Raw genomic sequence first — 24,508 nt, 5'->3', positions numbered from 1 at the left:
GACCCGGCCCGCGTACGCCTCGGGGTAACTACACGTCTGGGGGGTGTGTTGCCCTCCGTAGACAATGTCTACGGAGGGCAACACACCCCCCAGACGTGTAGTCCCCACCGGCATGTCGGGCCCCGGCGGTCGAGACCGACGGGCCTCAGTGCAGCTGGGCCTCGATCAGCGCGTCTTCCTCGTCCTCAGCGGTCCGACGGCGGTCGCGGGCCGGCTTGCGCACCCGCACGCCGTCGGCGTCGGCCAGGTCGTCCGAGGCGAGGAGCAGGTCTCCCGCCGAGACCGACTCGCCGCGCAGCGCCCCGCGCTCGCGGCGCCACAGCAGGATGTAGCCGCCGATCGCGCCGATCGCGAAGATGCACCACTGGAACGCGTACGACAGGTGCGACCCAGGGTCGGTGTCGGGCTTCGGCAGGGCGGCGAGCGAGGTCTCCGGCGCCGGGTCCTCGCTGCGCAGGGCGCCGTACGCGCCGACGGTGCGGCCCTCGGCCCATCCGCCGCCGTCCGGCCCCGCCCCGAGCACCTGCTCGGTCGAGATCGCCTGCACCTGTCCGGGGGGCGCGTCGCGGCTGGAGGCAGGTTCGTCGGCCCGCAGCGACACCACGAGCGTCACGGTGCCCGACGGCGGCGGGGGAAGCTCTCCGGGCCCCGACGCGTCCCGCCCGAGCGGCACGGTGCCGCGGTCGACGACGATCACGATGTCCTGGCCAGGGAGCCTTGCCTCAAACGGGACCAGCACGTGGTAGCCGTTGCGCCCGGCGACGGGCCGGTTGCGCAGCACCACCGTGGCATCGGTGACGTACTCGCCCTCGAGCTCGACCCGCTGCCAGACCTCGTCGTCCGGCACGACGGCGCCGGGCCCGTCCAGGATCTCCTGCACGGGTACGACGGGCGCCGACCAGTTGGCGTTGACGAGGTCGATCTCGGCGTTGCGCGACTCGGAGCGGTCCCACTGCCAGCGCCCAGCCACCAGGCACAGGGCGGCGAGGACCACGGCGGCGGCCGCGAGGATCACCCACTGGCGCGTCGTGCGCGGGCCGCGGGACTCGTCACCCGCCGTGCTCGCGACGCCGTCGCTCATGACGCCCGTACGGCCGGTCGCAGCGCCGTCGCTCACGACACCCGGTCCAGTTCCGCCACCGCCACCGTCTGCTTCCAGAACGACCGCGACGCCAGGAAGTGTTCGAGGTGCTCGCGGTGCTCGTCGCACGCGAGCCACACCTTGCGGCGCTCGGGCGTGTGCAGCTTCGGGTTGTTCCACAGCAGGCCCCATGCGGCCTGGGCGCGGCAGCCCTTGGCGCTGCAGATGAGCTCGCCGTCGGGCACAGGGTCGGGTGCAGGGCCGGAGAGGCCGAGGAGGTCCATCGAAGTTCTCTCAGTCGTCCACGTGGTCGATGACGCGGCCGCCGCCGGAGGTGCCCGGAGCGCTCGAGGTGTTCGGGGCGTTCGGCACGTCGGAGGAGGCCTCGGGCAGCTCGGTCAGCGCGGGGGCGGCCTGCGGCGTCACGGGCGAGGTGTCGTGCGTGACCTGGTCGCGGCCGGAGTTCGCGATGAGCACCGCCGAGTACGGCAGCACCACTGCGGCGGCCACGAGGGCCCACCGGACCCAGCCGTCCACCATCACGGCGCCGATGATGCACACCACGCGGATGGACATCTGGATGAGATAGCTGCGCGTGCGGCGCGCCTGGTCCACGGCCAGCGACTCAGGGGCCGAGGTGATGGACGGGACCGGCTCGCTCATCCTGTCAGTCTACGTCCGCCGTTTCCCCGGCGGGCACGTCCCTCGTGTGCTGTTCGTCAGCCTCGTGCTACCGCTCGCACTCCAGCTTCGGGGGCGATTCCGTGGCGGATTGTAGGAAACCGACAAGGACCGGTGAATCCCTGTGGCCCGGCGCGCGCGGCGCGCGGCCGACGCGCGGGGTAGCGTCGCAGCGGACCCGGATCGACCCAGGTACCGGCCGCTGCCCCCAGCCTCGCGCGGCCTCCATGCGAACTTGCACCATCCAGCATCGAGGAGTTCAGGTGACCACCATGCCCGCCACTCAGAGCATTTCCGCAGGTCCGACCGGCCGGGTAGTCGTCGTGACGGGTGCCGCTCGCGGCATCGGCCGCGCTATCGCGGAGCGCTTCGTGGCGGACGGCGACCGCGTCGCCACGATCTACCGCGGCGGCGACCTGCCCAAGGGCGTCGAGGCCTATGTGGCGGACGTCACCGACTCGACGGCCGTCGACGCGGCGTTCGCCGCCATCGAGAAGGACATGGGGCCCGTCGAGGTGCTCGTGGCCAACGCCGGCGTGACCAAGGACCAGCTCCTCATGCGCATGAGCGACGAGGAGTTCGAGTCGGTGGTCGACGTGAACCTCACCGGCACGTTCCGCTGCGTCCGTCGCGCGTCCAAGGGCATGATCCGGGCGCGGAAGGGCCGCATCGTGCTGCTCGGCTCGATCGTCGGCCTGTCCGGCGGTCCCGGCCAGGTCAACTACTCCTCCTCGAAGGCCGCCCTGGTCGGCATGGTGCGCTCGATCACCCGTGAGCTCGGTACGCGCGGCATCACGGCAAACGTCGTCGCGCCCGGATACGTCGAGACGGACATGACCGCAGCGCTGTCCGACGACGTGCGCAGCCACTACCTCAAGACGATCCCGGCCGGCCGCTTCGCCACGCCCGACGAGATCGCGGCCGTGGTGTCGTTCGTCGCATCCGACGCGGCGGGCTACGTCACCGGCGCGGTCATCCCTGTCGACGGTGGCCTCGGGATGGGGCACTGAGCCGTAGTCTGGCGCCGCTACCAGCGGGTTTGCCCGAATATATCCAACATTCTCGACATCGAACACGGCGCGGAGTTTCGTTCCACGCCGCAATCCGCATTACGCTCGCACCCAGCGCAGGGGTCGCCTCGGCACGCCTGCGCCCGATCGGAAGGACAACATGGGTCTCCTCGAAGGTAAGAAGCTGCTCGTCACGGGCGTGCTGACGGACTCGTCGATCGCATTTCACGCCGCCCGGCTCGCTCAGGAGGAAGGCGCGGAGGTCGTGCTCTCGTCCTTCGGGCGGCAGATGAAGCTGACGCAGGCCTTCGCGAAGCGGCTCCCGGTCGAGGCGCCGGTGGTCGAGCTGGACGCGACCAGCCAGGAGAACCTCGACGCTCTGGCCGACGCCGTGCGCGCGGAGGGCTTCGACCGGCTCGACGGCGTCGTGCACTCGATCGGGTTCGCGCCGCAGTCCGTCATGGGCGGCAACTTCCTCACGGGTGCCTGGGAGGACGTCGCCACCGCGCTGCACGTCTCCACGTTCTCGTACAAGTCGATCGCAGTGGCGGCGAGGGAGCTCATGACCGACGGCGGCGCCGTCGTCGGCCTGACGTTCGACGCGCAGTTCGCCTGGCCCGTGTACGACTGGATGGGCGTGGCCAAGGCCGGTCTCGAGTCCGCGAACCGCTACCTGGCGCGCGACCTCGGTCCCGAAGGAATCCGCTGCAACCTCGTGTCGGCAGGGCCGATCCGGACCACCGCCGCCAAGTCCATCCCGGGCTTCGCGACGATGGAGGACGCCTGGCCGACCCGAGCCCCGCTTGGCTGGGACCAGACCACCGCGGAGCCGGCGGCACGTGCCGTGTGCGCGCTGCTGTCGGACTGGTTCCCGGCGACCACCGGTGAGATCGTGCACGTCGACGGCGGCGTGCACGCCATGGGTCAATAGATGGGCAGGAGGCACTGATGGGCAGAGCGTCGGGTACGGAGCCCTCAACGGAGCCCGTGCGGCGGCTGGTTTTGCTGCGACACGCGAAGGCGGAGCCGCCGTCGGAACTTCCCGACGAGCAGCGGCCGCTCGCCTTGCGTGGCCGGGACCAGGCAGTGAAGGTCGGTGCGGCGTTGGTCGCGTCCGGCCTCGTGCCCGACGCCGTCCTCGTCTCCGGGGCGTTGCGTTCCCGCCAGACGTGGGACCTCGCGCGCAAGCACCTGGGGGAGCCGCCGGTGGCGTTCACCGACGACCTCCTTGGAGCGATGCCGCGCGGCGTCCTCGCCCTGGTGCGTGAGCTCGACCCTGCCACGCGGACCGTGCTGGTGATCGGCCACGAGCCCGCGATGGCGGGCACGGCCGAGCTGCTGGCCGGACCCGGCTCGGAGGACGGCGCTCTCGCGCAGGTGCGCGTCGGCGTCCCGACGGGCACCTACTCGGTGCTGCAGGCGGACCTCGAGTGGTCGGACTGGGACCGCAGGACGGCCCGCCTGACAGAGGTCACCCGCCCCGCCTGACCCCCGTTGTCTTGGTTGTGGGCGCGATCATTGCGCCTAAAACGGGCACCGTTGCGCAACGGTCACGCCCACAGCCAAGGTGGCTACCGGCGGGAGCGGATGGCCGCCCGCAGCTCGTCCAGGAACGGGGCCGGGCTGTCGTGGTCGGCCTTGACCACGACGATCACTATCCACCCGAGTGCGTGAAGTGCCCGCCGCTTGCGGATGTCGTTCTGCCACGTCCTCCGGTCGGTCCGGTGCAGGTCCCCGTCGTACTCGATGGCGATCTTCCACCGTCGGTAGAGCAGGTCGACCCGGGCGATGAAGTGGCCTTGGGCGTCCAGCACGTCCTCGTTGACCTCGGGGATCGGCAGCCCCGCGCCGACGATCAGGAGTCGGGTCCTGGTCTCCATGACAGAGTCCGTACCAGCGCGCATGCGCGGAATCTGTTCTCGAGCGAGCACTATCCCCTTGACCTTCTTGGTCCGGAACGCGATGTCGCGCAGCGCCGCGGGCGTCGTCAGCTGCAGGTCTCGACGCATGAACGCGTCACCGAGCACCACCGTCTCGTCGGGCAGGAGGTCGACGGCGAGGTGCGTCCAGGTCTGACGCGGTGTGGTCACGAGCAGGCCACCGAGCTCGGCTGCCTCCAGGAACGACTGCCTCGTCCAGTGTCCGACGACGCCGGGTCGCTGCGGCCGGTCCTCTGCGGTTTGGGTCGTGACGTGCAGGCGTTCGTCGTCGGCCATCGTCCACGGCACGTCGACGCCGAGCAGCCGCAGGGCGGTGATGTGGGAGAACATGACGCCGTCGTCGAGCACCGTGGCCAGGGCTCGGCAGCGGGTCAGCAGGTCGGCCGATGTGGAGGGCGCGATCCTGACGCCGGTGAACGGCACGTTCCAACCCGCGCGCAGCTCGTGGCGTGTGGCGCCGTCGGACAGGGCGGACGGAACGCTGAACGGGTCGAGGCCGAACCGCGGGTCGGGCCGACGTCGGGGGCGAGGCATGCTGACCACGATCGCAGGCAAACCGTGACCAACAGCCACGATATCCACACCTCTGGACCGATTCGTGGTTGTGAGCGGGATGGTTGTGGCATCCCGCCCGTTTTAGGCGCAATGATCGCGCCCACAAACCAAGCCGGCCCGGGTCAGAGGAGGGTGAGGACGTTGTCCAGGCGGCCCTCGATCGAGTGAGGGGCCTGCTCGCGCACCACCGGCTTGGCGTTGAACGCCACGCCGACGCCGGCGATCTCGATCATGCCGAGGTCGTTCGCGCCGTCGCCCACCGCGACGGTGTGCTCCAGCGGGATGTCCAGGGCGGCCGCCCACTCGCGCAGGGTCGCGGCCTTGGCCGCGCGGTCGATGACGGGGCCCACGGTGCGACCGGTCAGCACGCCGTCGGCGACCTCCAGGCGGTTGGCGCGGAGCAGCTCGATCCCGAGCTCCTGGGCCACGGGCTCGACGATCTCCGCGAACCCGCCCGACACGAGCCCGAACGCCCAGCCGCGGGCCTGGCACTCCGCGACGAGCTCGCGGGCGCCCGGCGTCAGCTCCACCGCGGCGCGCACCTTGTCGAGCGCCGCGACGGGCACGCCGGCCAGGGTCGCCACCCGCTCCCGGAGCGACGCCGCGAAGTCGAGCTCGCCGCGCATCGCCCGTTCGGTGACGGCGGCTACCTCGTCCCGGGTGCCGGCATGCTCCGCGATGAGCTCGATGACCTCCTGCTGGAAGAAGGTCGAGTCCACGTCGGTCACGATGAGTCGCTTCACGGTGACCAGTGTGCCGGACTCCCTGCCTGGCCCGGGTCCCGTATCGCGCGAACCTCTTTGCTGTGAGCGTGATCGTTGCGGCTTCCTGCCCGTTATAGGCGCAACGGTCACGCTCACAGCAAAACGGCTAGTCGACGATGGTGCCCTTCGGGACCACCACCAGGCCGCTCTCCGTCACCGTGAAGCCGCGCGCCCGGTCCTCGTCGTGGTCGACGCCGATGCGGGCCCGCTCGTTGACCACCACGTTCTTGTCGACGATCGCCCGGTGCACGTGCGCGTACCGGTGCACCTGGACGTCGTCCATCAGCACGGAGTTGGACACGTTGGACCAGGAGTGCAGGTGCACGCCGGGGGAGAGCACCGACCCGGCGGCCTGCGCACCCGAGATGAGCACGCCCGGCGAGACGATCGACTCCGCCGCGTGCCCCATCCGGCCTGGCCCCGCGTGCACGAACTTGGCCGGCGGCAGCCCCGTGTAGCCCGTGTACAGCGGCCAGTCGTAGTTGTAGAGGTTGAAGATGGGGTGCACGGCGATGAGGTCCGTGTGGGCGTCGTAGTACGAGTCGATGGTCCCGACGTCCCGCCAGTACCCGCGGTCGCGGTCGGTGGAGCCGGGCACGTCGTTGCGGATGAAGTCGTAGACGCCGGCCTCGCCCTGCGCGACGAACGCGGGGATGATGTCGCCGCCCATGTCGTGCCGGGAGTCCGGGTTCGCCGCGTCCTTGGTGACGGCCTCGACCAGCGCGTCGGCGTCGAACACGTAGTTGCCCATGGAGGCGAGGATCTCGCCGGGGGAGTCGGGCAGGCCGGTGGGGTCGGTCGGCTTCTCCAGGAACTCGCGGATCTTCGTCGGGTCACCGGGATCGACGTCGATGACGCCGAACTGGTCGGCCATGCCGATCGGCTGCCGGATCGCGGCCACCGACGCGCGGGCTCCCGACTCGATGTGCGCGTCCACCATCTGGGAGAAGTCCATGCGGTAGACGTGGTCGGCGCCGACCACGACGACGATGTCGGGCCGCTCGTCGTCGATGATGTTGAGGCACTGGTAGATCGCGTCGGCGCTGCCGAGATACCAGTGCTTGCCCACGCGCTGCTGCGCGGGCACGGGCGCCACGAAGTTCCCGAGCAGCGGCGACATGCGCCACGTCTTGGAGATGTGCCGGTCCAGGGAGTGTGACTTGTACTGCGTCAGCACGACGACGTGCAGGTACCGCGAGTTGACGATGTTGGAGAGGGCGAAGTCCACCAGACGGTAGATGCCGCCGAAGGGCACTGCGGGCTTGGCGCGGGCGGCGGTGAGCGGCATCAGCCGCTTTCCCTCGCCGCCGGCGAGGACGATCGCAAGGACGCGGGGGGCGGAAGCCATACGGGTGACATTAAGCCCTTTTGGGCCGGTCCGTCAGGTGGCGCGCGGAGACTTCGCGCACGCTAGGTTGGCCACGTGCCCGACGTCGCTGCCGCCCCCGGCTTTGCCCCCCGTTCCGTCCCTGTGCCGGAGCAGACTCCCGGCCCCGCCCGCCAGCCCGGCGGCGCCCTCCGCGTGGACCTGCTGACCCGCGAGTTCCCGCCGCACGTCTATGGCGGCGCGGGCGTCCACGTGGCCGAGCTGGCCGGGGTGCTGGCGCAGCACGCGGACGTGCGGGTGCGCTGCTTCGACGGCCCCCGCGACGCCGCGACCGAGGCGTCGGGCATCACGGGCTACGTGACGCCGGCCGCCCTCTCCGGCGCGAACGCGGCGCTGGCCACCCTCGGCACGGACCTCCTGATGGCCGACGACCTCGCCGGCGCCGACCTCGTCCACTCGCACACCTGGTACGCCAACATGGCCGGCCACCTGGGTGGCCTCCTGCACGGGGTGCCGCACGTGGTCACCGCGCACTCCCTGGAGCCGCTGCGCCCCTGGAAGGCCGAGCAGCTCGGCGGCGGGTACGCGCTCTCGTCGTGGGCCGAGCGCACCGCCTACCTGGGCGCCGCAGGCGTCATCGCGGTCTCGGCGGGCATGCGGGCAGACATCCTGCGCGTCTACCCCGAGCTCGACCCGGAGCGGGTGCACGTGGTGCACAACGGCATCGACCTGGCGGGCTGGCGGCGCCCCGCGCCGGACGATGTGGCTGGGCAGCACGCCGCCGCGGCGACCGTGCGCAGGTACGGGATCGACCCGGACCGCCCTGCGGTCGTGTTCGTCGGCAGGATCACCCGGCAGAAGGGCCTGCCGTACCTGCTGCGGGCGGCCGCCGAGCTGCCGCCGGAGGTGCAGCTCGTGCTGTGCGCCGGTGTGCCGGACACCCCGGAGATCATGGCCGAGGTGGTGGCCCTCACCGAGCGCCTGCGCGAGACCCGCACCGGCGTCGTCTGGATCGAGGAGATGCTCCCGCGGCCCGACCTCGTGGCGGTCCTGTCGGCCTGCACCGTCTTCGTCTGCCCGAGCGTGTACGAGCCGCTCGGCATCGTGAACCTCGAGGCCATGGCCGTCGGCCTGCCGGTGGTCGGTACGGCCACCGGCGGCATCCCGGAGGTGGTCGACGACGGCGTCACGGGCGTGCTGGTGCCCATCGAGCAGGCCGACGACGGGACGGGCACGCCGCTGGAACCCGACCGGTTCGTCGCCGACCTGGCGGCCGCGCTGGCGCGCGTCGCGACCGACCCGGAGGGCGCTGCCGTGATGGGTGCAGCGGGCCGCCGCCGGGCCGAGGAGCACTTCACCTGGGCGGCGATCGGCGACCGCACGATGGAGGTCTACGAGCAGGTGCTCGGGCAAGCCTGAGACGTCGGTACTTTCGTCGGTACCAGGCCTGCCCGCCTGCGGGCGAGGCTTCCGGCATGATCCAGATCGAGCACCTGACCAAGAGATACGGCACCACCACGGCGCTGCACGACGTGACCTGCGAGGTGGCGACCGGGACGGTCACGGGTCTGCTGGGGCCCAACGGCGCAGGGAAGTCGACCCTGATGCGGGTGGTCCTGGGACTGGACCGCCCGACGTCGGGCACCGCGCTCGTGGCGGGCCGCCGGTACGTGACGCTGCGCCGCCCACTGCACGTCGTCGGCGCGCACCTGGGCGGACGTGCCGTGCACCCGCAGCGCTCCGCCCGGCAGCACCTGCTCGCGCTCGCGCGGAGCAACCGGATCCCCGCCTCTCGCGTGGACGAGGTGCTCGAGCTCACCGGGCTGCGCGACGCGGCCAGACGGCGGGCAGGCGGCTTCTCGCTCGGCATGGGCCAGCGGCTGGGGCTGGCTGCCGCGCTGCTGGGCGACCCGCGCACGGTCCTGCTCGACGAGCCGGTGAACGGCTTGGACACGGACGGTGTGCGGTGGATCCGTCGCCTGCTGCGCCGGCTGGCCGACGACGGGCGCACCGTACTGATCTCCAGCCACCTCATGTCGGAGGTGCAGCTCGTGGCGGACCGCGTGCTGGTGCTCGGCAAGGGCAGGCTGCTGGCGGACGTACCCACGGCAGAGCTCGCGGCGCGGGCCACGCAGGAGCACCTGGCGGAAGGGATGTCTGCCCTCGAGTCCGGGTACCTGAGCCTCGTCGAGGGCTCGGCCGAGTACCTGGCCGGCGCCGAGCCGCCGGCCGGTGCCGAGCCGCCGGCCGGTGCCGAGCGCCTGGCGTCCGGTGTCACGACGCAGGAGGTGCGGCATGGTCGCTGAGCTGCTCCGTGAGCTGTCCGCCGTCGTCCGCGCCGAGTGGGGCAAGGCGTGGTCGGTCCCGGCCGCCGTGCTCTGGCTCGGGGCCGCTAGCGTGATCGCCCTCGTCACGGCCATGACGCTCGCCAACGATGTGGTGCACGCCGTCTCGACGGGGGAGCTGCCACCAGGCAGCATCGTGCCCGTGAGGGATGTCCTCGGGCCGGTGGTGAGCTTCGCGCAGATCGCCGTGGCGGGGTTCGCGCTGCACCTGGTGACGCCCGAGTATGCGGCCGGATCCATCGGACCGGCCTTCCTGGCCACGCCGCGCCGGTCGGTGGTGGTCGCGGCCAAGACGGCGGTGGCGGGCACCGTCGCAGCGACGCTCGGTGCGGTGCTTGGCCCCGTGTCCGCCCAGCTTGCCGAGCTGGTGCTCGGCGACCATGCGGGCGAGCCCGTCCCTCTGGTCCAGGCCTCTGCCGGAGCCGCAGGGGTGTTCGCCGCCGCCGCCCTGATCGCCGTCGGACTGGGCTTCCTGTGCCGCAGCGCGGTGGGTGCCCTGTCGGCCGCGTTCGTCCTGCTGGTCGTCACGCTCGCGGCGCCGGGCTCCGCCGGCCGGTGGCTGCCGGGCCCGGCCGGGGCGACTCTCGTCGACGGAACAGCTGACCTCTCCCGGCCGCTCGCGCTCGCGGTGCTGGCCGCCTGGTCCGCGGTGACCCTCGGCCTGGCCGTGTGGACGGTGACCCGCCGGGATGCCTAGCCTCGGGCCGATGAGAACGCACCCGGTGCTGCGCTGGGCGGTCCCGGCTTTCCTGGTGGTGCAGGCCGGGGTGCTGGGGCTCGCCTGGTGGGCGGACTCGGGGCTGCTGCTCGCCCTCGCGGAGGTGGCGGCGCTCACCGGGTTCGGCTGCCTGCTGCTCCTTGCGCAGTACCTGCTGCTGCGCGGCCGGTACACCCGGGAGCGGGAGGCCGCCCGGCGGGCGGCCGAGCGACGCCGGGTCGCCGATGAGGTGCACGACCTCGTGGGTCACGAGCTCAGCCTCATCGCCATGCAGGCTGGCCTGCTCGAGCTGCGGGCCGACGGCGCGGACGCGGAGCTCGCCGGGCAGCTGCGGGCGCAGGCCGAGCGCGCCGTGGCGAGCCTGCACGACACCGTCGCCCTGCTGCACGGCACCGCACCCGACGAACCGGTCACCGACGACATCGAGGCCCTCGTCGCCCGCGCCAGGCGGGCCGGCGCGCGGGTCACGCTGCACGGGAACCTCGACCGGTACGGGGACCTCGACAGCGACAGGGCGCTCGACCGGGATGCCGAGCCGGCTGCCGGGCCGCCCGCAGGGCGGGTCGCGGTCCCTGCGCGCCTGGCAGTGCACGCGGTGGTTCGCGAAGGGCTCACCAACGCGGCACGGCACGCCCCGGGCAGCACGGTCGCCGTCGTGCTGTCGACGTCGGTCGGTGCGGACGGCGACGTCGTCGAGGCGCGCGTGGCGACCTCCGGCGCGCCACCACCGGACGCGCCGGGCGCAGCGGGACCCGCCGCCGGTCCACCTGCGGGTCGGGACGGCGGCCACGGGCTCGACGCCCTGCACCGCCGCGTGGCCGCCCTCGGGGGCCGGCTCGACGTCCGGCACGACGACGAGACGCACGTCCTCACCGCACGCATCCCCGCCCAGCCCGTCGGCGACCCGCTCGGGAGCGTCGAACCCGTCGAGGTGGCGGGCGCGCGTCCGCTGCGCGCCCTGGTCCGCCAGACCGCGGTGCCGGTGGTGGTGGCGTGCACAGCGGTCCTTGCGTTCTGGACCTGGGCGTCCCACGACACCACCGCGGAACCCGAGGTGCTGACCCGCTTCGCCGTCGGGCTACCGGCCGGCGAGCTGGACGCCCTGGTGCCCGAGCGGCAGGCCCCCGTCCGGCTCGCCCGTTCGCCCGAGCCGCCTCCCGGCTCGACCTGCCGTGCCTACACCGACGGAAACTTCCCCCTCGCTGCCGCGTCCGTCGAGGTCTGCGCCGACGGCCAGGCGGTCACCCGAGTCACCGACCTCGCCGCGGAGCCGCTGTGGTGAGGGTCCGCGTTCTCGTCGTCGACGACGACCCCCGCGTGCGCGACGTACTCACCGGCACCTTCGCCACCGACCCGGACATCGACGTCGTCGCGCAGGCTGCCGACGGCCGGGAGGCGCTCGCGGTGGTCCGGTCGCGGCTGCTCGACGTCGTCGTGCTGGACGTCCGGATGCCCGTGCTCGACGGGCTGGGCGCGCTGGAGGTGATCCGCCGGGAGCAGATCCCGGTGCGCGTCATCGTGCTGACCAGCTTCGGCGAGAGCGGGTACGTGCGCCGGGCGATCGCCCTCGGGGCGGACGGGTTCCTGCTCAAGTCCGGCGACCCGCACGACCTCCTGCGCGCCGTGCGGGGCACGGCAGCGGGGGAGACGTGGCTCTCGCCCGCCGTCGCCCACCAGGTCGCGCGCGACCTGCGCCGCGGCCACGCGGGGCAGGACGACGCCGGACGCGCCGCCCGCCTGCTCGCGGCCCTCACCGCCCGGGAGCGTGACGTGGCGGACCTGCTCGCCCAGGGGCGCACCAACGCCGAGATCGCGGCGGACCTGCACCTCAGCGAGAGCACGGTGAAGGCGTACGTCAGCTCCGCGATGGACCGGCTCGGCGTGCGCAACCGGGTGGAGCTCGCGTGGCAGGTCTGGTCTGCCCGCGACCGGTGACCGGGGTCAGCCAGCCGGCCTGCCGGCGGTCAGAGGGCGGACAGGAACGCTTCCCAGTCCGCGCGGGTCCGGAGGCGGTGATACGCCAGGTGCGCGTACGCGGGGTCCGACTCCGCCGCCGCGTACGTGACGCGCCTGCCCGCGTACGTGGTCCAGGCCCAGCGGATCACCGAGTCCTGGGCGAAGAGCGCGTCCCACGGCTCGCGGTTCCCGTTCCACAGCTCCACCCGGCTCGCCGTCCTGCGGATCGTCCGGGCCACGAGGCGACGCATCACGGTGGCGCGCGACGGGTCCACGAAGACGAACGTGTCGGCCCGCTCGCGGACCAGGTCGGCGGCGCCCACGCCCGAGTAGTTCCCGTCGATCACCCAGGCGTCCTGGCCGACGGCGGACCCGACGTCCGCCAGGAACTCCTCGCGCGGTGTCCAGTGCGGGCCCCAGTAGAGCGCGTCGAGCTCGGTGTGCGGCAGGCCGAGCCTCCGGGAGAACTCGCGGGCGAGCGTCGTCTTGCCCGCTCCCGAGGTGCCGACGACCCACACACGCTGCACGCCGTCCTCCTCCGGGTTGTGGGCCCTTGGTTGTGAGCGCGATCGTTGCGGCTATCTGTCCGTTTCGGGCGCAACGATCGCGCCCACAACCAAGGGGGTCAGCGGACCTCGCCGTAGGTGGCCGCGCTCATCGCGTGGCGGGCCGTGCGGTCCACCTCGCGCAGCGCCGTGGAGCGCTGGTCGACCTGGAAGACGTTCACGGCGCCGCCGTCGTCCACCGTGCCGAGCGCCACTATCGCGCGCAGCCGGGCGGCGAGGTCGAGCACGCGGGCGCGCCGGCCGTCCAGGTGCGGCACCGGCCACGACGACGTGGTGGCGGCCCGGATCCGCTCGATGGCATCGGCGGCGTCGTCCCGCCAGCGGGCGACGTCGAGCTGGTCCAGGGCGTCCGTCGCGGTCATCAGGCTCGTGCGCAGCTCCCGCTCGGCGTCGGCGATCGAGCCGATGGCGCCGAGCACCAGCGTCGTCCACGCGGGCACCTCCAGCACGCGCCACGTCACCATGTGCCCTGGCTCGATGTGGCTGCCGAACGCCTGGACCCGCGGGACCGCCGCCCAGCTCCCAGCGGGCGTCGTGACGACCACGCACTCCCCGGCGTCGGTGGCCTCCAGGTTGGCGGCAGCGGGCACGCCCGCGGGATCGCCGGGCGCGGGCAGGAGCGCGCAGACCTCGCGCGGCCCCGTCGTCCAGGCGGTGAAGAGGGTGTCGAGGTCGGTGCCGTCGGCGAAGCCGGGTAGCCCCTCCACCGTGTGCGGCTCGTCGTCGCCCACCACGGACTTGACGGCGTCCGAGGTGTCGCCTACGCCCTGCAGCCACAGGGCGAGCAGCACGCTCCGGGGGAGGTCCTGATCGGTGTCCACCGCAGAACTGTAAATGACTCCTCCTCAGGGCTTGTCCGCGAACGTCGGTCACGTCGTGGCAGGGCGCTGTCAGTGTCCCGGTCCAGCGTTCGAGTATGGCCCGGCACACCACCTTACGATTCTGCCCCGACGTCAATGCCTGCCGACGGGACGGCACCGGCCCACACACCCGTGTGGGCGAAACCAGCCCGGACGACGCAGGAACCTCTGTGCAGGCCGCGCCCGCGACCTGAAACTGGAGGACGCCCGGGAAGGGCGACGGCGACGAACACCACAGTTCAGAGCCGTGCTGTCAGGTATCGTCGGTGCCCATGAGCTCGGTTCTCCAACTCACGGGCGTCACCGTCCGTCGCGGCACCTCGACCATCCTTGATTCCGTGGACTGGCAGGTGAACGAGGGAGAACGGTGGATCGTGCTCGGCCCGAACGGTGCGGGCAAGACAACTCTCCTCCAGATTGTCGCAGCGCGCCTGCACCCGACGTCGGGCGAGGCCACGATCCTGGACTCGACCCTCGGCAGGGTCGACGTGTTCGAGCTGCGCCCGCGGATCGGCATCTCCAGCGCGGCGCTCGCCGAGCGCCTGCCGACGGCCGAGACGGTGCGCGACGTCGTGCTGACCGCCGCCTACGGCGTGACCGGCCGCTGGCACGAGACCTACGACGAGCTCGACGAGCAGCGCGCCAAGGACCTGCTGGCGCTGTTCGACGTCGACCACCTCGCCGACCGTACCTACGGCACCCTCTCGGAGGGTGAGCGCAAGCGCGTGCAGATCGCCCGTGCCCTGATGACCGACCCGGAGCTGCTGCTGCTCGACGAGCCCGGCGCAGGGCTCGACCTGGGCGGCCGTGAGGAGCTGGTCGGCGCGCTGTCCGAGCTCGCCGCCGATCCCGCGTCGCCGGTGCTGGTGCACGTGACGCACCACGTCGAGGAGATCCCGCCGGGCTTCACGCACCTGCTGCTCATGAAGAAGGCAGGCATCCAGGCCGCCGGACCGATCGAGGAGGTCCTCACCGCGGACAACCTGTCGGAGGCGTTCGGGCTGCCCCTCATCGTGGCCCACGGTGGCGGGCGCTGGCTCGCGCGCGCGGCCCGCTGACGGGCTGCCGTAACGCGCGAATTTAAGGCGCGTGGGCCCTTCCGCCGTTGAAATAGTGAGCACACCCGAGAAATCCCGGTGAAACGCCGGTTTTGGCTACCACTGTGTCAGTGGACCTTGGTAAAGTCCGGGCAAAGGTCCGAGGTGGCGGTAGATTCACCGCGAGGGCCCGCTGGCGGAGAGGTTCCGCCGGCGACCGGTCGCCAGCCGGAGTGGACGCTCGGAGGGAGCACCCATGGACTGGTTGTGGTGGGTAGGAGCCGCGCTGGTATTCGCTTTGATCGAACTCCTGTCGCTGGATTTCGTCTTCATCATGTTCGCGGGCGGCGCGCTGGCCGCAGGTGTGGCGAACGCAGCCGGTGCCCCGCTGTGGGTGCAGGCCATCGTCTTCGTGGTGGCATCGGTGGTGCTGCTCGTGACACTGCGGCCCACGCTGATCCGCCACCTGCGCAACAACACGCCGAAGGCGCCCACCAACGCGGAGGCGAACGTGGGGCGCACGGCGTCGGTGGTCCAGGAGGTCAGCACGGCCTCCGGGCTGATCAAGCTCAGCGGAGAGGTGTGGAGCGCACGGGCCGTACCCGGCTCGCCTCTGCTGCCCGCCGGCACTAGCGTTCGTGTGGTCCAGATCGACGGTGCTACTGCCGTCGTCGAGCCGGCGTAGCCGCCTGGTTCCTGGGCGTCCTCGTGAAGTAGTAGCAGCGTGAAGCAGTACCCAGACAAGTCCAGTCAGAAGCTTGAATCGTCCGTGCGGGCCTAGGAGCCCGCGTAAGGAGACGTCGTGGAGTCATTCGGGCAAGTCCTGCTCTATCTGATCATTGCCCTGGTCGTGATCGTCGGTGTTGTCGCGGTGATCCGTGCGGTGCGGATCGTTCCCCAGTCGGTGGCGCTCGTGGTCGAGCGCCTGGGTCGGTACTCGAAGACGCTCGACCCCGGCCTGCACGTGCTGGTGCCGTTCGTCGACCGTGTCCGCGCCGGCGTCGACCTGCGTGAGCAGGTCGTGTCGTTCCCGCCCCAGCCGGTGATCACCAGCGACAACCTGGTGGTCGAGATCGACACCGTCATCTACTTCCAGGTGACGGACGCCAAGTCGGCGGTCTACGAGATCGCGAACTACATCACGGCGATCGAGCAGCTCACGGTCACCACGCTGCGTAACGTCATCGGTTCGATGGACCTCGAGCAGACGCTCACCAGCCGTGACCAGATCAACGGCCAGCTCCGTGGCGTGCTCGACGAGGCGACCGGGCGCTGGGGCATCCGCGTCAACCGGGTCGAGCTCAAGTCGATCGAGCCGCCGCCCTCGATCCAGGGCGCGATGGAGCAGCAGATGCGCGCCGAGCGGGACCGCCGTGCGGCGATCCTGACGGCAGAGGGCATCAAGCAGTCGGCGATCCTGACCGCCGAGGGTGAGAAGCAGTCGGCCATCCTGACCGCCGAGGGTGACGCGCAGTCGCAGATCCTCCGGGCCGAGGGTGAGTCGCGCGCCATCATCCAGGTCTTCGAGGCCATCCACCGCGGCAACGCCGACCCGAAGCTGCTGGCCTACCAGTACCTGCAGATGCTGCCGGAGCTCGCGAAGGGCGACTCGAACACGACGTGGGTCATCCCCACCGAGTTCACCGCGGCGCTGGGCAGCATCGCCAAGGGCTTCGGCGGCACGCCGGGCACGCCGGGCATCCCGGACCCCACCGGTGGCGACGACTCGGGCAGCGGCCCGCGTCCGACGACGTCGGTGCTCGACAAGCCGCTGCTGCAGGACCCGAGCGAGGCACTCGCCGAGGCGCAGCGCCAGGCCGAGGCCGCCGTGGCCGACGCGACGAGCGCCGGTACCCGGTCGGGCGAGCCGTTCGACCCGCGGACCGAGCGCGGCCAGCAGCCCGGAGGCGGCTCGACGCCGCCCCCGCCGGTGCCCCCGGCACCGCCGGCCGGCTGACCGTTACGTCAGCAGCTTTCGGAAGCCCCTCGGTGTGCGCACCGGGGGGCTTCCGGCATGTCCGGGGAGGCCCGCCCGGGCCCCTCCGCCGGTGCGACGAGATTCGCTCAGCGGAAAACCGGTTGCGGAGTGAGTGCTCACTCATTTACCGTCGGCGGCATGGACAACGGACGGCGCCGAGCCTCGCCGATGACCCCGGACGAACGGCGGGCTGCCATCGCTGCGGCGGTGATGCCCCTGGTCGCCGAGCGTGGCGTCGACGTCACCAGCCGTGAGCTCGCCGAGGCGGCGGGCGTGGCGGAGGGCACGCTGTTCCGCGCGTTCGGCGACAAGACGGCGCTCGTCGGTGCGGTCGCCGTGGAGGGCCTGTCCCGCGCGGGCCGCCCCGAGGAGACGCTCGCTGAGCTGACCGGGATCGACCCGGCGCTGCCGCTGGAACGGCGGCTGGAGCTCGTGATCGAGCTGAGCCGCCACCGGATGACCGAGGTGATGCGGTGGATGTCGGTGCTGCGCCGCATGGCGCCCTCGCAGGGCACGCCGTCGAGCCCACCCGTGGTGCCTGGGGTTTCGCCGGGTCCGCCGGGTACGGTTCCCGGCGCGGGTGGGGCCGCCGACCAGCACGAGCGCATGCACAGCTATCGCCGGATGTTCCTGGACCAGCGCGCCCGCCAGCACGAGGCGACGGTCGAGGGCATCACCGCCGTCCTGACGCCTGACCTCCACCGCCTCCGGGTACCGGTCGAGGTGGCGATCTCGTTGATCGAGTCGGCGATCACCGGTGCGCACGCGCGGATCGACCACCTGCAGCCCGAGGTGCCCGCCGACGTCCTGGCCGACGCGCTCGTGAACGGTCTTGCCGGTTCCGGGAAAAAGGCTGGCTCCGCCGGACCCGACCCTGCAACCTCCAGTAGTGCCGCACCGGGCTCCCCAGTCTCTGGTTCTCCGGCCCCCAGTCCCGAAGGGAACTCTCTTTAATGCTCGTCACGCTTGCCCGGAAGTATCTGGGTCCGTACCGCTGGGCGGTGGTAGCGGTGCTCGTCCTGCAGCTGGTGCAGACGCTCGGTGCGCTGTATCTGCCCAGCCTGAACGCAGACATCATCGACGACGGCGTGGTGGTCGGCGACATCGGCCGCATCTGGAGCACCGGCGGCTGGATGCTCGTCGTCTCGCTCGGCCAGGTCGTCGCCTCCGTCGTCGCCGTCTACTTCGGTGCCCAGGTCGCCACGGCCTTTGGCCGGGACCTGCGGCGCGACCTGTTCCGGACCGTCCAGACCTTCTCGGCGCGGGAGATGGCGCAGTTCGGCGCGCCCACCCTGATCACCCGCGGCACCAACGACGTGCAGCAGGTCCAGATGACCGTGCTCATGACGTTCACGATCATGGTGATGGCGCCGATCATGCTGGTCGGCGGAGTCATCCTCGCGCTGTCCGAGGACGTGACGATGTCCGCCCTCCTGCTGGTCATCGTTCCGGTGCTCGGTGTCACGGCGGGCCTCATCGTGTGGCGCATGGTGCCGCACTTCCGCCGCATGCAGAAGCGCATCGACGCGATCAACGCCGTGCTGCGCGAGCAGATCACCGGCCTGCGCGTGGTCCGCGCGTTCGTGCGTGAGCAGCGGGAGAAGGACCGGTTCGGCACGGTGAACGAGGAGCTGTTCGACACGTCGCTGCGCGCGGGTCAGCTCATGGCGCTCACGTTCCCCGTGGTCATGCTGATCATGAACATGTCGTCGGTGGCGGTGCTGTGGTTCGGCGCGCGCGAGATCGAGGCGGGCGGCCTGCAGATCGGCTCCCTGACGGCGTTCCTGAGCTACCTCATGTACATCCTCATGGCCGTGATGATGTCCACGATGATCTTCATGATGATCCCGCGCGCCGCGGTCGCGGCGGAGCGCATCGGGGAGGTCCTGGAGACCGAGTCCTCGGTCGTCGACCCGGTGGCCCCCGTGGGCCTGCCAGGGCTCTCGACCGGCTCGACCGGCTCGACCGGCTCGACCGGCTCGACCGGCGGAGCGCACGAGGCGGACGACGCGGACCCGTCCAGCGACGGCCCACGCGGGCGCGTCACCTTCGAGGACGTCGAGTTCCGCTACCCGGGCGCCGAGGCGCCGGTGCTGCACGAGCTGACGTTCGCAGCGGAGCCCGGCCAGGTCACGGCGATCATCGGCTCGACGGGCTCCGGCAAGTCGACGCTGCTCAACCTGGTGCCGCGGCTGTTCGACGCGACGGGGGGCTCCGTGCGGATCGACGGCATCGACGTGCGCGACGTCCTGCAGCGGGACCTGGGCTCTGTGATGGGCCTGGTGCCGCAGAAGGCCTTCCTGTTCACCGGCACCATCGCGGACAACCTCCGGTACGGCAAGCCCGACGCCTCCGAGGAGGAGATGTGGGCGGCGCTCGAGGTGGCGCAGGCGCGCGACTTCGTCGAGGCGCTGCCGGACGGTCTGGAGTCGGTGGTCGCGCAGGGCGGTTCCACGTTCTCCGGCGGGCAGCGGCAGCGGCTCGCCATCGCGCGGGCAGTGATCCGCAGGCCGCGGATCTACCTGTTCGACGACAGCTTCTCCGCTCTCGACTACGCAACCGACGCGCGACTGCGAGCTGCCTTGCGGCCGCGGACCCGCTCCGCTACGACGATCATCGTGGCGCAGCGGGTGGCGACCATCCGCGACGCCGAGCAGATCCTGGTGCTGGACCACGGCCGCATCGTCGGCCGTGGCACGCACACCGAGCTGCTGGCCGACAACCCGACGTACCAGGAGATCGTGACGTCCCAGATGAGCCTGGAGGAGGCCGCATGATCGACGATGGCGGAGCCCCGATCGTGCGGGCCGACCGGGTGCGGGTGTCCCGCAAGACACTGGAGGAGGCCGCATGAGCGCGGACGACAAGCCACAGGGCACGGCGGGCGCATCGGCCGCTGCCACGCCACAGGGCAAGACGGGCCCGGCCACCGCACCCGCCGCACCGCCCCCGGGGCGTGGCCCCGGCGGTGGCGGACCGATGGGCAGCATGGGCATGCCCGTGCAGAAGCCGATGGACTTCAAGGGCTCGCTGCGCCGGTTCGCCGGTTCGCTGCGCCCCGAGCGGCTGAACGTCGTGGTGCTCCTGGCGCTGGGCATCGGCTCGGTGGCGCTCACCGTGCTCGGGCCAAAGCTGCTCGGCAACGCGACGAACGTGATCTTCGCCGGCTTCGTGGGCGCCCAGCTGCCCGCCGGCGTGAGCAAGGAACAGGCGATCGAGGGGCTGCGCGAGCAGGGCCAGGACCAGATGGCCGACCTGATCTCCGGTATGCCGGGCCTGGTGCCGGGCCAGGGCATCGACTTCACGCTGCTGATGCAGACCCTCGGCTGGGTGGTCGCCGCCTACGTGGGGGCCTTCCTGTTCGGCTGGCTGCAGGCGCGCATCACCACCGGCGTCGTGCAGCGGACCATGCGGAACCTGCGCGACGACGTCGAGTCGAAGCTGCACCGGATCCCGCTGTCCTACGTGGATGCCAAGCAGCGCGGCGAGATCCTGTCGCGGGTCACCAACGACATCGACAACGTGGCGCAGACGACCACCCAGACCCTCGCGCAGCTCGTGACGGCAGTGCTCACCGTCGTGGGTGTGCTCGGCATGATGTTCTGGATCTCGCCGCTCCTCGCGCTCGTGGCGCTCGTGACCGTGCCGCTGTCCGTGATCGTGACGATGCAGATCGCCAAGCGCAGCCAGCCGCAGTTCGTGGAGCAGTGGGCGGCCACCGGACGGCTCAACGCGCACATCGAGGAGTCGTTCACCGGCCACGCGCTCGTGAAGGTCTACGGGCACCAGGAGTCGACCGCCGAGGTGTTCGCCAAGGAGAACGGCGCGCTGTACTCGTCGAGCTTCAAGGCGCAGTTCATCTCGGGCACCATCCAGCCCGCGATGGGGTTCCTCGGGAACCTGAACTACGTGCTCGTCGCGGTGATCGGCGGGCTCCGCGTGGCGTCCGGCACGCTGTCGCTGGGTGACGTGCAGGCGTTCATCCAGTACTCGCGCCAGTTCACGCAGCCGCTCACCCAGGTCGCCTCGATGATGAACCTGCTGCAGTCCGGCGTGGCCTCCGCCGAGCGGGTGTTCGACCTCCTGGACGCGCCGGAGCAGTCCGCTGACCCGGCCGAGTCGCAGAAGGTCGAGCCGGTGCGCGGGCGGGTCGCGTTCGAGGACGTCGCGTTCTCGTACACGCCGGATCAGCAGCTCATCACCGGGCTGAACCTGGTCGCGGAGCCGGGGCAGACCATCGCCATCGTCGGCCCGACGGGTGCTGGCAAGACGACGCTCGTGAACCTACTCATGCGGTTCTACGAGGTCGACGGCGGGCGCATCACGCTCGACGGCGTCGACACGCGCGACATGTCGCGTGACGACCTGCGCTCGTCGGTCGGGATGGTGCTGCAGGACACCTGGCTCTTCAAGGGCACCATCGAGGAGAACCTCCGGTACGGGGTGCCCGATGGTGCCGAGGTGGACGAGGAGGAATTCCTCGCCGCGACCCGGGCCACCCACGTGGACCCGTTCGTGCGGACCCTCCCGGACGGCTACGACACAGTCGTGGACGAGGAGGGCTCCAGCGTCAGCGCGGGCGAGAAGCAGCTGCTCACGCTCGCGCGGGCCTTCCTCGCCGACCCGGCGATCCTGGTGCTCGACGAGGCGACCTCGTCCGTCGACACCCGCACCGAGGTGCTCGTCCAGGAGGCCATGAACCGACTGCGCAAGGACCGGACCTCGTTCGTCATCGCGCACCGGCTGTCCACGATCCGCGATGCCGACGTGATCCTCGTGATGGAGCACGGCGACATCGTGGAGCAGGGCTCGCACGACGAGCTGCTCGCGGCCGACGGCGCGTACGCGCGCCTCTACGCGAGCCAGTTCGCGGCCCCGATCGTGGAGGAGACTGCGGCGCCGTGACCGGCGGCTCGGCGGCGTGAGCTCACGGGGCGACCCTGAGTCTGCGGGGTGGGTTGCTCTGAGTGGACGATGTCTACTCAGAGCAACCGACGATCACGCTGATGACGGTCGCCGTGTGCTTCACCGTCCTTGGCGGCTCGTTCCGGCGCGGCGACTTCTTCGCCTCGGTGAGCCTGCGCGCCATCAACGTCGCGGCGGCCGCGCTCGCGCTGGGCTCCGTGGCGATCCCGTCGCTCCAGGGCACTGCGGCGACCAGTGCGCTGGCGCGCGTCGGCGTCGGCTCCGGTCCGGGGATGACACTGGAGATCAACCTGGTCATGGCCATGGCGGGGTTGCTGCTCGCCACCGTCGGCTATGCGTTCCAGCGCGGCGCCCGCCTGCAGCAGGACACCGAGGGCCTCGTCTGATGCCGACCGAGGACGACGGCCGCGTGCACTGCCGCCTCGACGAGCTGCTCGAGGAGCGCGGCATGACGCTGGCCAGGCTGGCCGAGCTGGTCGGCGTCACGGTCGTGAACCTGTCGGTGCTCAAGAACGACCGGGCCAAGGCGGTGCGCTTCTCCACGCTCACGGCGATCTGCGACGTGCTGGAGTGCGAGGTGGGTGACCTGCTGGTGGTGACCCCACGACCGTGAGCCGCGCCGCTAGGGTCGGCGCGTGACCTCTCTCTTCACCGCGCCCACCGAAGGACGCACGCCCGACCCGAGCCTGGCGCACCGGCGCGCCGACGCGACGGTGACCCTGCGCGGACCGGACGGCACCCTGCTGGCCGACCGGGCCGTCGTCGTGCGGCAGACGCGGCACGCGTTCCTGTTCGGCTGCATCGGGTTCGACCTGGTGGACCTCGCGAACGGCGCCTCGCAGGACCCGGAGTACGACGGCCGCCTCTCCGACGCCTGGTTCGACGTCTTCAACCAGACCACCCTGCCGTTCTACTGGGGCACGTTCGAGCCGGAGCGCGGGGCGCCGCAGACGGAGCGCCTGCTCGCCGCGGCACGCTGGTTCGCGGAGCGCGGCACCGTGGTCAAGGGGCACCCGCTGGTGTGGCACACGGTGCAGCCGGGCTGGCTCCGTGGGCTGCCCGACGCCGAGGTCGAGCGGCTGCAGCGCGAGCGCATCCGGCGCGACGTCGCGGCGTTCCGCGGCGTGATCGACACGTGGGACGCGATCAACGAGGTGGTGATCATGCCCGTGTTCACCGCGGAGGAGAACGCGGTCACACCGCTGGCGCGCCGCAAGGGCCGCGTCGAGATGATCCGGATGGCGTTCGAGGAGGCCCGTGCCGAGAACCCGGGCGCGACGCTGCTGCTCAACGACTTCGACATGTCGACGGCGTACGAGTGCCTCGTCGAGGCGGTGCTGGAGGCGGGGATCCCGATCGACCGGCTCGGCCTGCAGAGCCACATGCACCAGGGCTACTGGGGCGAGGAGAAGACCCTCGCCGTCCTGGACCGGTTCTCGCGGTACAACATCCCGATCCACTTCACGGAGACGACGCTGATGTCGGGCGACGTGATGCCGGCGCACATCGAGGACCTCAACGACTGGCAGGTCGAGTCGTGGCCGTCCACGCCGGAGGGGGAGGAACGCCAGGCCGACGAGGTCGAGCGGCACTACCGGACGCTGGTGTCCCATCCGAGCGTGGAGGCCATGACCTACTGGGGCCTGTCGGACCGCGGGATGTGGCTGGGCGCGCCCGGTGGCCTGCTGCGGGCGGACGGCTCCCGCAAGCCCGCGTTCGACCGGCTCCAGGAGCTCGTCAAGGGCGAGTGGTGGCTGCCGCCCACGACGCTGCGCACCGACGCCGCCGGCCGCGTCCGGTTCGCCGGGTTCCTCGGCGACTACCGGATCGACACGGCCGACGGCGCCGCCGCCGAGGTGAACCTGCCTGCTGCGGGTGCGACCAGCCTGACGGCCACCCTGACACCGGCCTAGCTCACAACGAAGCAGGGCTCAGGTTGCGGGGGTTGCCGCGTGGGGGTCTGTCGCGTTGATCGCCGCCACGACCTGGTCGTAGTCGCCGCGGGCCTCGCCGTAGCGCAGGAACTTGACCCGCTCGACCTGGATCTCGTGGGCGTCCGGCTGGGACTCGAGGAGCGACAGCGCCTCGTCGGCGAACTCGTCCAGCGGCATGGCGTGCTCGTTCGTGTCCTGGCCGGGCATGAGCTCGGTCTGCACGGACGGCGGTACCAGCTCGGTGACGGCCACGCTCGTGCCCGCGAACTGCAGGCGGATCGTCTCGGACAGCATGTGGACGGCGGCCTTCGTCGCGTTGTAGGTCGGCGTCGGGCGCAGCGGCGTGTGCGCGAGGCCGGACGAGACGGTGAGGATCGTCGCAGCCGGCCGGGCCTGCAGGTGCTCGGTGAACGCGGCGATCAGCCGGATCGGGCCCAGCACGTTCGTGACCACGGTGGCCTCGGCATCCTGGAGGAAGCCAGGGGTGCGCCAGTCCTCGGCGCGCATGATCCCTGCCATCGGGACCAGCACGTTGACGTCGGGGAACCGCTCGATCACCTCGGCGGAGGCCGCCCGGACCGACTCGGGGTCCGTGGTGTCGATGCGGACGGTGGCGAAGCCGTGGTCGACGGCGACGGCGTCGAGCGCCTCGGTGTCCCTGCCGCCGACGATCACTGTGTTGCCCCTGGCCTGGAGGCGAATCGCGAGGGCCAGGCCGATGCCACGGTTGCCGCCCGGGATGAAGATGGTGTTACCGGTGATGTTCATGTCTCCACCGTGCGGCCCCGGCGCCGACCGCGGGAGAGACCCGGTGAACCAGGGACCGGCGG

26 protein-coding genes are annotated in these 24,508 nt (G+C 71.5%); 17 read left to right on the top strand and 9 right to left on the bottom strand.

Translation table 11 applies throughout. The features are described 5' to 3' along the window. Window positions 1-145 precede the first annotated feature (145 nt). The 3 genes from ACFS27_RS18995 to ACFS27_RS18985 are packed head-to-tail and all read right to left on the bottom strand — an operon-like array spanning window position 146 to window position 1,744. Window positions 146-1,117 carry an SURF1 family cytochrome oxidase biogenesis protein gene (locus ACFS27_RS18995; protein WP_377185941.1) on the bottom strand — a complete coding sequence of 324 codons (972 nt, stop codon included), beginning with the start codon at window positions 1,115-1,117 and terminating at the stop codon, window positions 146-148. Next, window positions 1,114-1,365 (bottom strand): hypothetical protein, encoded by a 252-nt coding sequence (locus tag ACFS27_RS18990; RefSeq protein WP_377185939.1) that lies wholly within the window; start codon window positions 1,363-1,365, stop codon window positions 1,114-1,116. Before ACFS27_RS18990 ends, ACFS27_RS18995 begins: the two co-directional genes overlap by 4 nt. Before the next feature lie 10 nt (window positions 1,366-1,375). Next, the gene (locus ACFS27_RS18985) at window positions 1,376-1,744 is read right to left on the bottom strand and encodes a DUF3099 domain-containing protein (RefSeq protein ID WP_377185937.1); all 369 of its coding nucleotides are present in this window, start codon (window positions 1,742-1,744) and stop codon (window positions 1,376-1,378) included. Between the two features lie 290 nt (window positions 1,745-2,034). Here ACFS27_RS18985 and fabG point away from each other — a divergent pair, with 290 nt between their 5' ends. The 3 genes from fabG (at window position 2,035) to ACFS27_RS18970 (ending at window position 4,260) form a co-directional block, all read left to right on the top strand. Beyond that, window positions 2,035-2,772 (top strand): 3-oxoacyl-ACP reductase FabG, encoded by a 738-nt coding sequence (gene fabG, locus ACFS27_RS18980; RefSeq protein WP_377185935.1) that lies wholly within the window; start codon window positions 2,035-2,037, stop codon window positions 2,770-2,772. A gap of 160 nt (window positions 2,773-2,932) precedes the next feature. Next, window positions 2,933-3,703: an enoyl-ACP reductase FabI gene (gene fabI, locus ACFS27_RS18975; RefSeq protein WP_377185933.1), complete on the top strand. Its 771-nt coding sequence runs from the start codon at window positions 2,933-2,935 to the stop codon at window positions 3,701-3,703. A 17-nt stretch (window positions 3,704-3,720) separates the two neighbouring features. Next, on the top strand, window positions 3,721-4,260 hold the full coding sequence (locus tag ACFS27_RS18970; protein ID WP_377185931.1) for a SixA phosphatase family protein: 540 nt from the start codon (window positions 3,721-3,723) through the stop codon (window positions 4,258-4,260). A gap of 83 nt (window positions 4,261-4,343) precedes the next feature. Here the strand turns inward: ACFS27_RS18970 and ACFS27_RS18965 are convergent, their stop codons facing one another. The 3 genes from ACFS27_RS18965 to ACFS27_RS18955 all read right to left on the bottom strand — a co-directional run bounded on the left by ACFS27_RS18965 (window position 4,344) and on the right by ACFS27_RS18955 (window position 7,379). Then, the gene (locus ACFS27_RS18965; protein WP_377185929.1) at window positions 4,344-5,246 is read right to left on the bottom strand and encodes a hypothetical protein; all 903 of its coding nucleotides are present in this window, start codon (window positions 5,244-5,246) and stop codon (window positions 4,344-4,346) included. A 143-nt stretch (window positions 5,247-5,389) separates the two neighbouring features. Continuing rightward, window positions 5,390-6,010, bottom strand: coding sequence for a phosphoserine phosphatase SerB (serB, locus tag ACFS27_RS18960; RefSeq protein ID WP_377185927.1), 621 nt, complete (start codon window positions 6,008-6,010; stop codon window positions 5,390-5,392). A 127-nt stretch (window positions 6,011-6,137) separates the two neighbouring features. Then, entirely contained in the window at window positions 6,138-7,379 is a 1,242-nt protein-coding gene (locus ACFS27_RS18955) for a glucose-1-phosphate adenylyltransferase (RefSeq protein WP_377185925.1), read from the bottom strand. A gap of 123 nt (window positions 7,380-7,502) precedes the next feature. On the opposite strand from ACFS27_RS18955, the gene glgA reads away from it, so the two are divergent. Genes glgA through ACFS27_RS18930 form a run of 5 tightly spaced genes read left to right on the top strand, consistent with a single transcriptional unit; the run spans window position 7,503 to window position 12,356 of the window. After that, the gene (gene glgA / locus ACFS27_RS18950) at window positions 7,503-8,777 is read left to right on the top strand and encodes a glycogen synthase (RefSeq protein ID WP_377191088.1); all 1,275 of its coding nucleotides are present in this window, start codon (window positions 7,503-7,505) and stop codon (window positions 8,775-8,777) included. A gap of 56 nt (window positions 8,778-8,833) precedes the next feature. Beyond that, on the top strand, window positions 8,834-9,664 hold the full coding sequence (locus tag ACFS27_RS18945) for an ATP-binding cassette domain-containing protein (protein WP_377185923.1): 831 nt from the start codon (window positions 8,834-8,836) through the stop codon (window positions 9,662-9,664). Beyond that, entirely contained in the window at window positions 9,654-10,400 is a 747-nt protein-coding gene (locus ACFS27_RS18940; RefSeq protein ID WP_377185921.1) for a hypothetical protein, read from the top strand. Before ACFS27_RS18945 ends, ACFS27_RS18940 begins: the two co-directional genes overlap by 11 nt. Before the next feature lie 10 nt (window positions 10,401-10,410). After that, the gene (locus ACFS27_RS18935) at window positions 10,411-11,703 is read left to right on the top strand and encodes a sensor histidine kinase (RefSeq protein ID WP_377185919.1); all 1,293 of its coding nucleotides are present in this window, start codon (window positions 10,411-10,413) and stop codon (window positions 11,701-11,703) included. Beyond that, window positions 11,700-12,356: a response regulator gene (locus ACFS27_RS18930; protein WP_377185917.1), complete on the top strand. Its 657-nt coding sequence runs from the start codon at window positions 11,700-11,702 to the stop codon at window positions 12,354-12,356. Before ACFS27_RS18935 ends, ACFS27_RS18930 begins: the two co-directional genes overlap by 4 nt. Window positions 12,357-12,385: 29 nt before the next feature. On the opposite strand, the gene ACFS27_RS18925 is transcribed toward ACFS27_RS18930, so the two are convergent. Next, window positions 12,386-12,904 (bottom strand): hypothetical protein, encoded by a 519-nt coding sequence (locus tag ACFS27_RS18925; RefSeq protein WP_377185915.1) that lies wholly within the window; start codon window positions 12,902-12,904, stop codon window positions 12,386-12,388. Between the two features lie 98 nt (window positions 12,905-13,002). Then, a complete protein-coding gene (locus ACFS27_RS18920) occupies window positions 13,003-13,764 on the bottom strand; it encodes a hypothetical protein (protein WP_377185913.1) in 762 nt (253 codons plus the stop codon). Between the two features lie 311 nt (window positions 13,765-14,075). Between ACFS27_RS18920 and ACFS27_RS18915 the strand changes: the two genes are divergently transcribed. From ACFS27_RS18915 to ACFS27_RS18875, 9 genes are all read left to right on the top strand, one after another. Next, complete coding sequence (locus ACFS27_RS18915) at window positions 14,076-14,861, top strand: ABC transporter ATP-binding protein (RefSeq protein ID WP_377185911.1); 786 nt, start codon at window positions 14,076-14,078, stop codon at window positions 14,859-14,861. 235 nt (window positions 14,862-15,096) lie between these two features. Continuing rightward, entirely contained in the window at window positions 15,097-15,525 is a 429-nt protein-coding gene (locus ACFS27_RS18910; RefSeq protein ID WP_377185909.1) for an NfeD family protein, read from the top strand. Window positions 15,526-15,642: 117 nt separating this feature from the next. Beyond that, window positions 15,643-16,797, top strand: coding sequence for an SPFH domain-containing protein (locus tag ACFS27_RS18905; protein ID WP_377185907.1), 1,155 nt, complete (start codon window positions 15,643-15,645; stop codon window positions 16,795-16,797). A 159-nt stretch (window positions 16,798-16,956) separates the two neighbouring features. Then, a complete protein-coding gene (locus tag ACFS27_RS18900; protein WP_377185905.1) occupies window positions 16,957-17,772 on the top strand; it encodes a TetR/AcrR family transcriptional regulator in 816 nt (271 codons plus the stop codon). After that, on the top strand, window positions 17,772-19,595 hold the full coding sequence (locus ACFS27_RS18895) for an ABC transporter ATP-binding protein (protein WP_377185903.1): 1,824 nt from the start codon (window positions 17,772-17,774) through the stop codon (window positions 19,593-19,595). The genes ACFS27_RS18900 and ACFS27_RS18895 overlap by 1 nt, the downstream gene beginning before the upstream one ends. Window positions 19,596-19,668: 73 nt before the next feature. Then, on the top strand, window positions 19,669-21,723 hold the full coding sequence (locus ACFS27_RS18890; RefSeq protein WP_377185901.1) for an ABC transporter ATP-binding protein: 2,055 nt from the start codon (window positions 19,669-19,671) through the stop codon (window positions 21,721-21,723). 101 nt (window positions 21,724-21,824) lie between these two features. Further along, window positions 21,825-22,130 carry a hypothetical protein gene (locus tag ACFS27_RS18885; RefSeq protein WP_377185899.1) on the top strand — a complete coding sequence of 102 codons (306 nt, stop codon included), beginning with the start codon at window positions 21,825-21,827 and terminating at the stop codon, window positions 22,128-22,130. Further along, the gene (locus tag ACFS27_RS18880) at window positions 22,130-22,357 is read left to right on the top strand and encodes a helix-turn-helix domain-containing protein (protein WP_377185897.1); all 228 of its coding nucleotides are present in this window, start codon (window positions 22,130-22,132) and stop codon (window positions 22,355-22,357) included. The genes ACFS27_RS18885 and ACFS27_RS18880 overlap by 1 nt, the downstream gene beginning before the upstream one ends. Before the next feature lie 22 nt (window positions 22,358-22,379). After that, complete coding sequence (locus tag ACFS27_RS18875) at window positions 22,380-23,657, top strand: endo-1,4-beta-xylanase (protein WP_377185895.1); 1,278 nt, start codon at window positions 22,380-22,382, stop codon at window positions 23,655-23,657. An 18-nt stretch (window positions 23,658-23,675) separates the two neighbouring features. Here the strand turns inward: ACFS27_RS18875 and ACFS27_RS18870 are convergent, their stop codons facing one another. Beyond that, window positions 23,676-24,446 (bottom strand): SDR family oxidoreductase, encoded by a 771-nt coding sequence (locus ACFS27_RS18870; protein ID WP_377185893.1) that lies wholly within the window; start codon window positions 24,444-24,446, stop codon window positions 23,676-23,678. Between the last annotated feature and the right edge of the window lie 62 nt (window positions 24,447-24,508).

The sequence above is a fragment of the Promicromonospora vindobonensis genome, assembly GCF_042685865.1.
In the GTDB taxonomy this organism is placed as follows: Bacteria; Actinomycetota; Actinomycetes; order Actinomycetales; family Cellulomonadaceae; genus Promicromonospora; species Promicromonospora vindobonensis.
This window is presented reverse-complemented; position numbering and strand designations above follow the sequence as displayed.

Excerpts from the sequence above, each read along its gene's own strand:
- ACFS27_RS18990 (WP_377185939.1), bottom strand. The coding sequence starts at position 1,365 with ATGGACCTCCTCGGCCTCTCCGGCCCTGCACCCGACCCTGTGCCCGAC.
- ACFS27_RS18985 (WP_377185937.1), bottom strand. The coding sequence starts at position 1,744 with ATGAGCGAGCCGGTCCCGTCCATCACCTCGGCCCCTGAGTCGCTGGCC.
- fabG (WP_377185935.1), top strand. The coding sequence starts at position 2,035 with ATGCCCGCCACTCAGAGCATTTCCGCAGGTCCGACCGGCCGGGTAGTC.
- fabI (WP_377185933.1), top strand. The coding sequence starts at position 2,933 with ATGGGTCTCCTCGAAGGTAAGAAGCTGCTCGTCACGGGCGTGCTGACG.
- ACFS27_RS18970 (WP_377185931.1), top strand. The coding sequence starts at position 3,721 with ATGGGCAGAGCGTCGGGTACGGAGCCCTCAACGGAGCCCGTGCGGCGG.
- ACFS27_RS18965 (WP_377185929.1), bottom strand. The coding sequence starts at position 5,246 with ATGCCTCGCCCCCGACGTCGGCCCGACCCGCGGTTCGGCCTCGACCCG.
- ACFS27_RS18955 (WP_377185925.1), bottom strand. The coding sequence starts at position 7,379 with ATGGCTTCCGCCCCCCGCGTCCTTGCGATCGTCCTCGCCGGCGGCGAG.
- ACFS27_RS18945 (WP_377185923.1), top strand. The coding sequence starts at position 8,834 with ATGATCCAGATCGAGCACCTGACCAAGAGATACGGCACCACCACGGCG.
- ACFS27_RS18940 (WP_377185921.1), top strand. The coding sequence starts at position 9,654 with ATGGTCGCTGAGCTGCTCCGTGAGCTGTCCGCCGTCGTCCGCGCCGAG.
- ACFS27_RS18935 (WP_377185919.1), top strand. The coding sequence starts at position 10,411 with ATGAGAACGCACCCGGTGCTGCGCTGGGCGGTCCCGGCTTTCCTGGTG.
- ACFS27_RS18915 (WP_377185911.1), top strand. The coding sequence starts at position 14,076 with ATGAGCTCGGTTCTCCAACTCACGGGCGTCACCGTCCGTCGCGGCACC.
- ACFS27_RS18910 (WP_377185909.1), top strand. The coding sequence starts at position 15,097 with ATGGACTGGTTGTGGTGGGTAGGAGCCGCGCTGGTATTCGCTTTGATC.
- ACFS27_RS18900 (WP_377185905.1), top strand. The coding sequence starts at position 16,957 with ATGGACAACGGACGGCGCCGAGCCTCGCCGATGACCCCGGACGAACGG.
- ACFS27_RS18895 (WP_377185903.1), top strand. The coding sequence starts at position 17,772 with ATGCTCGTCACGCTTGCCCGGAAGTATCTGGGTCCGTACCGCTGGGCG.
- ACFS27_RS18890 (WP_377185901.1), top strand. The coding sequence starts at position 19,669 with ATGAGCGCGGACGACAAGCCACAGGGCACGGCGGGCGCATCGGCCGCT.
- ACFS27_RS18885 (WP_377185899.1), top strand. The coding sequence starts at position 21,825 with ATGACGGTCGCCGTGTGCTTCACCGTCCTTGGCGGCTCGTTCCGGCGC.
- ACFS27_RS18880 (WP_377185897.1), top strand. The coding sequence starts at position 22,130 with ATGCCGACCGAGGACGACGGCCGCGTGCACTGCCGCCTCGACGAGCTG.
- ACFS27_RS18870 (WP_377185893.1), bottom strand. The coding sequence starts at position 24,446 with ATGAACATCACCGGTAACACCATCTTCATCCCGGGCGGCAACCGTGGC.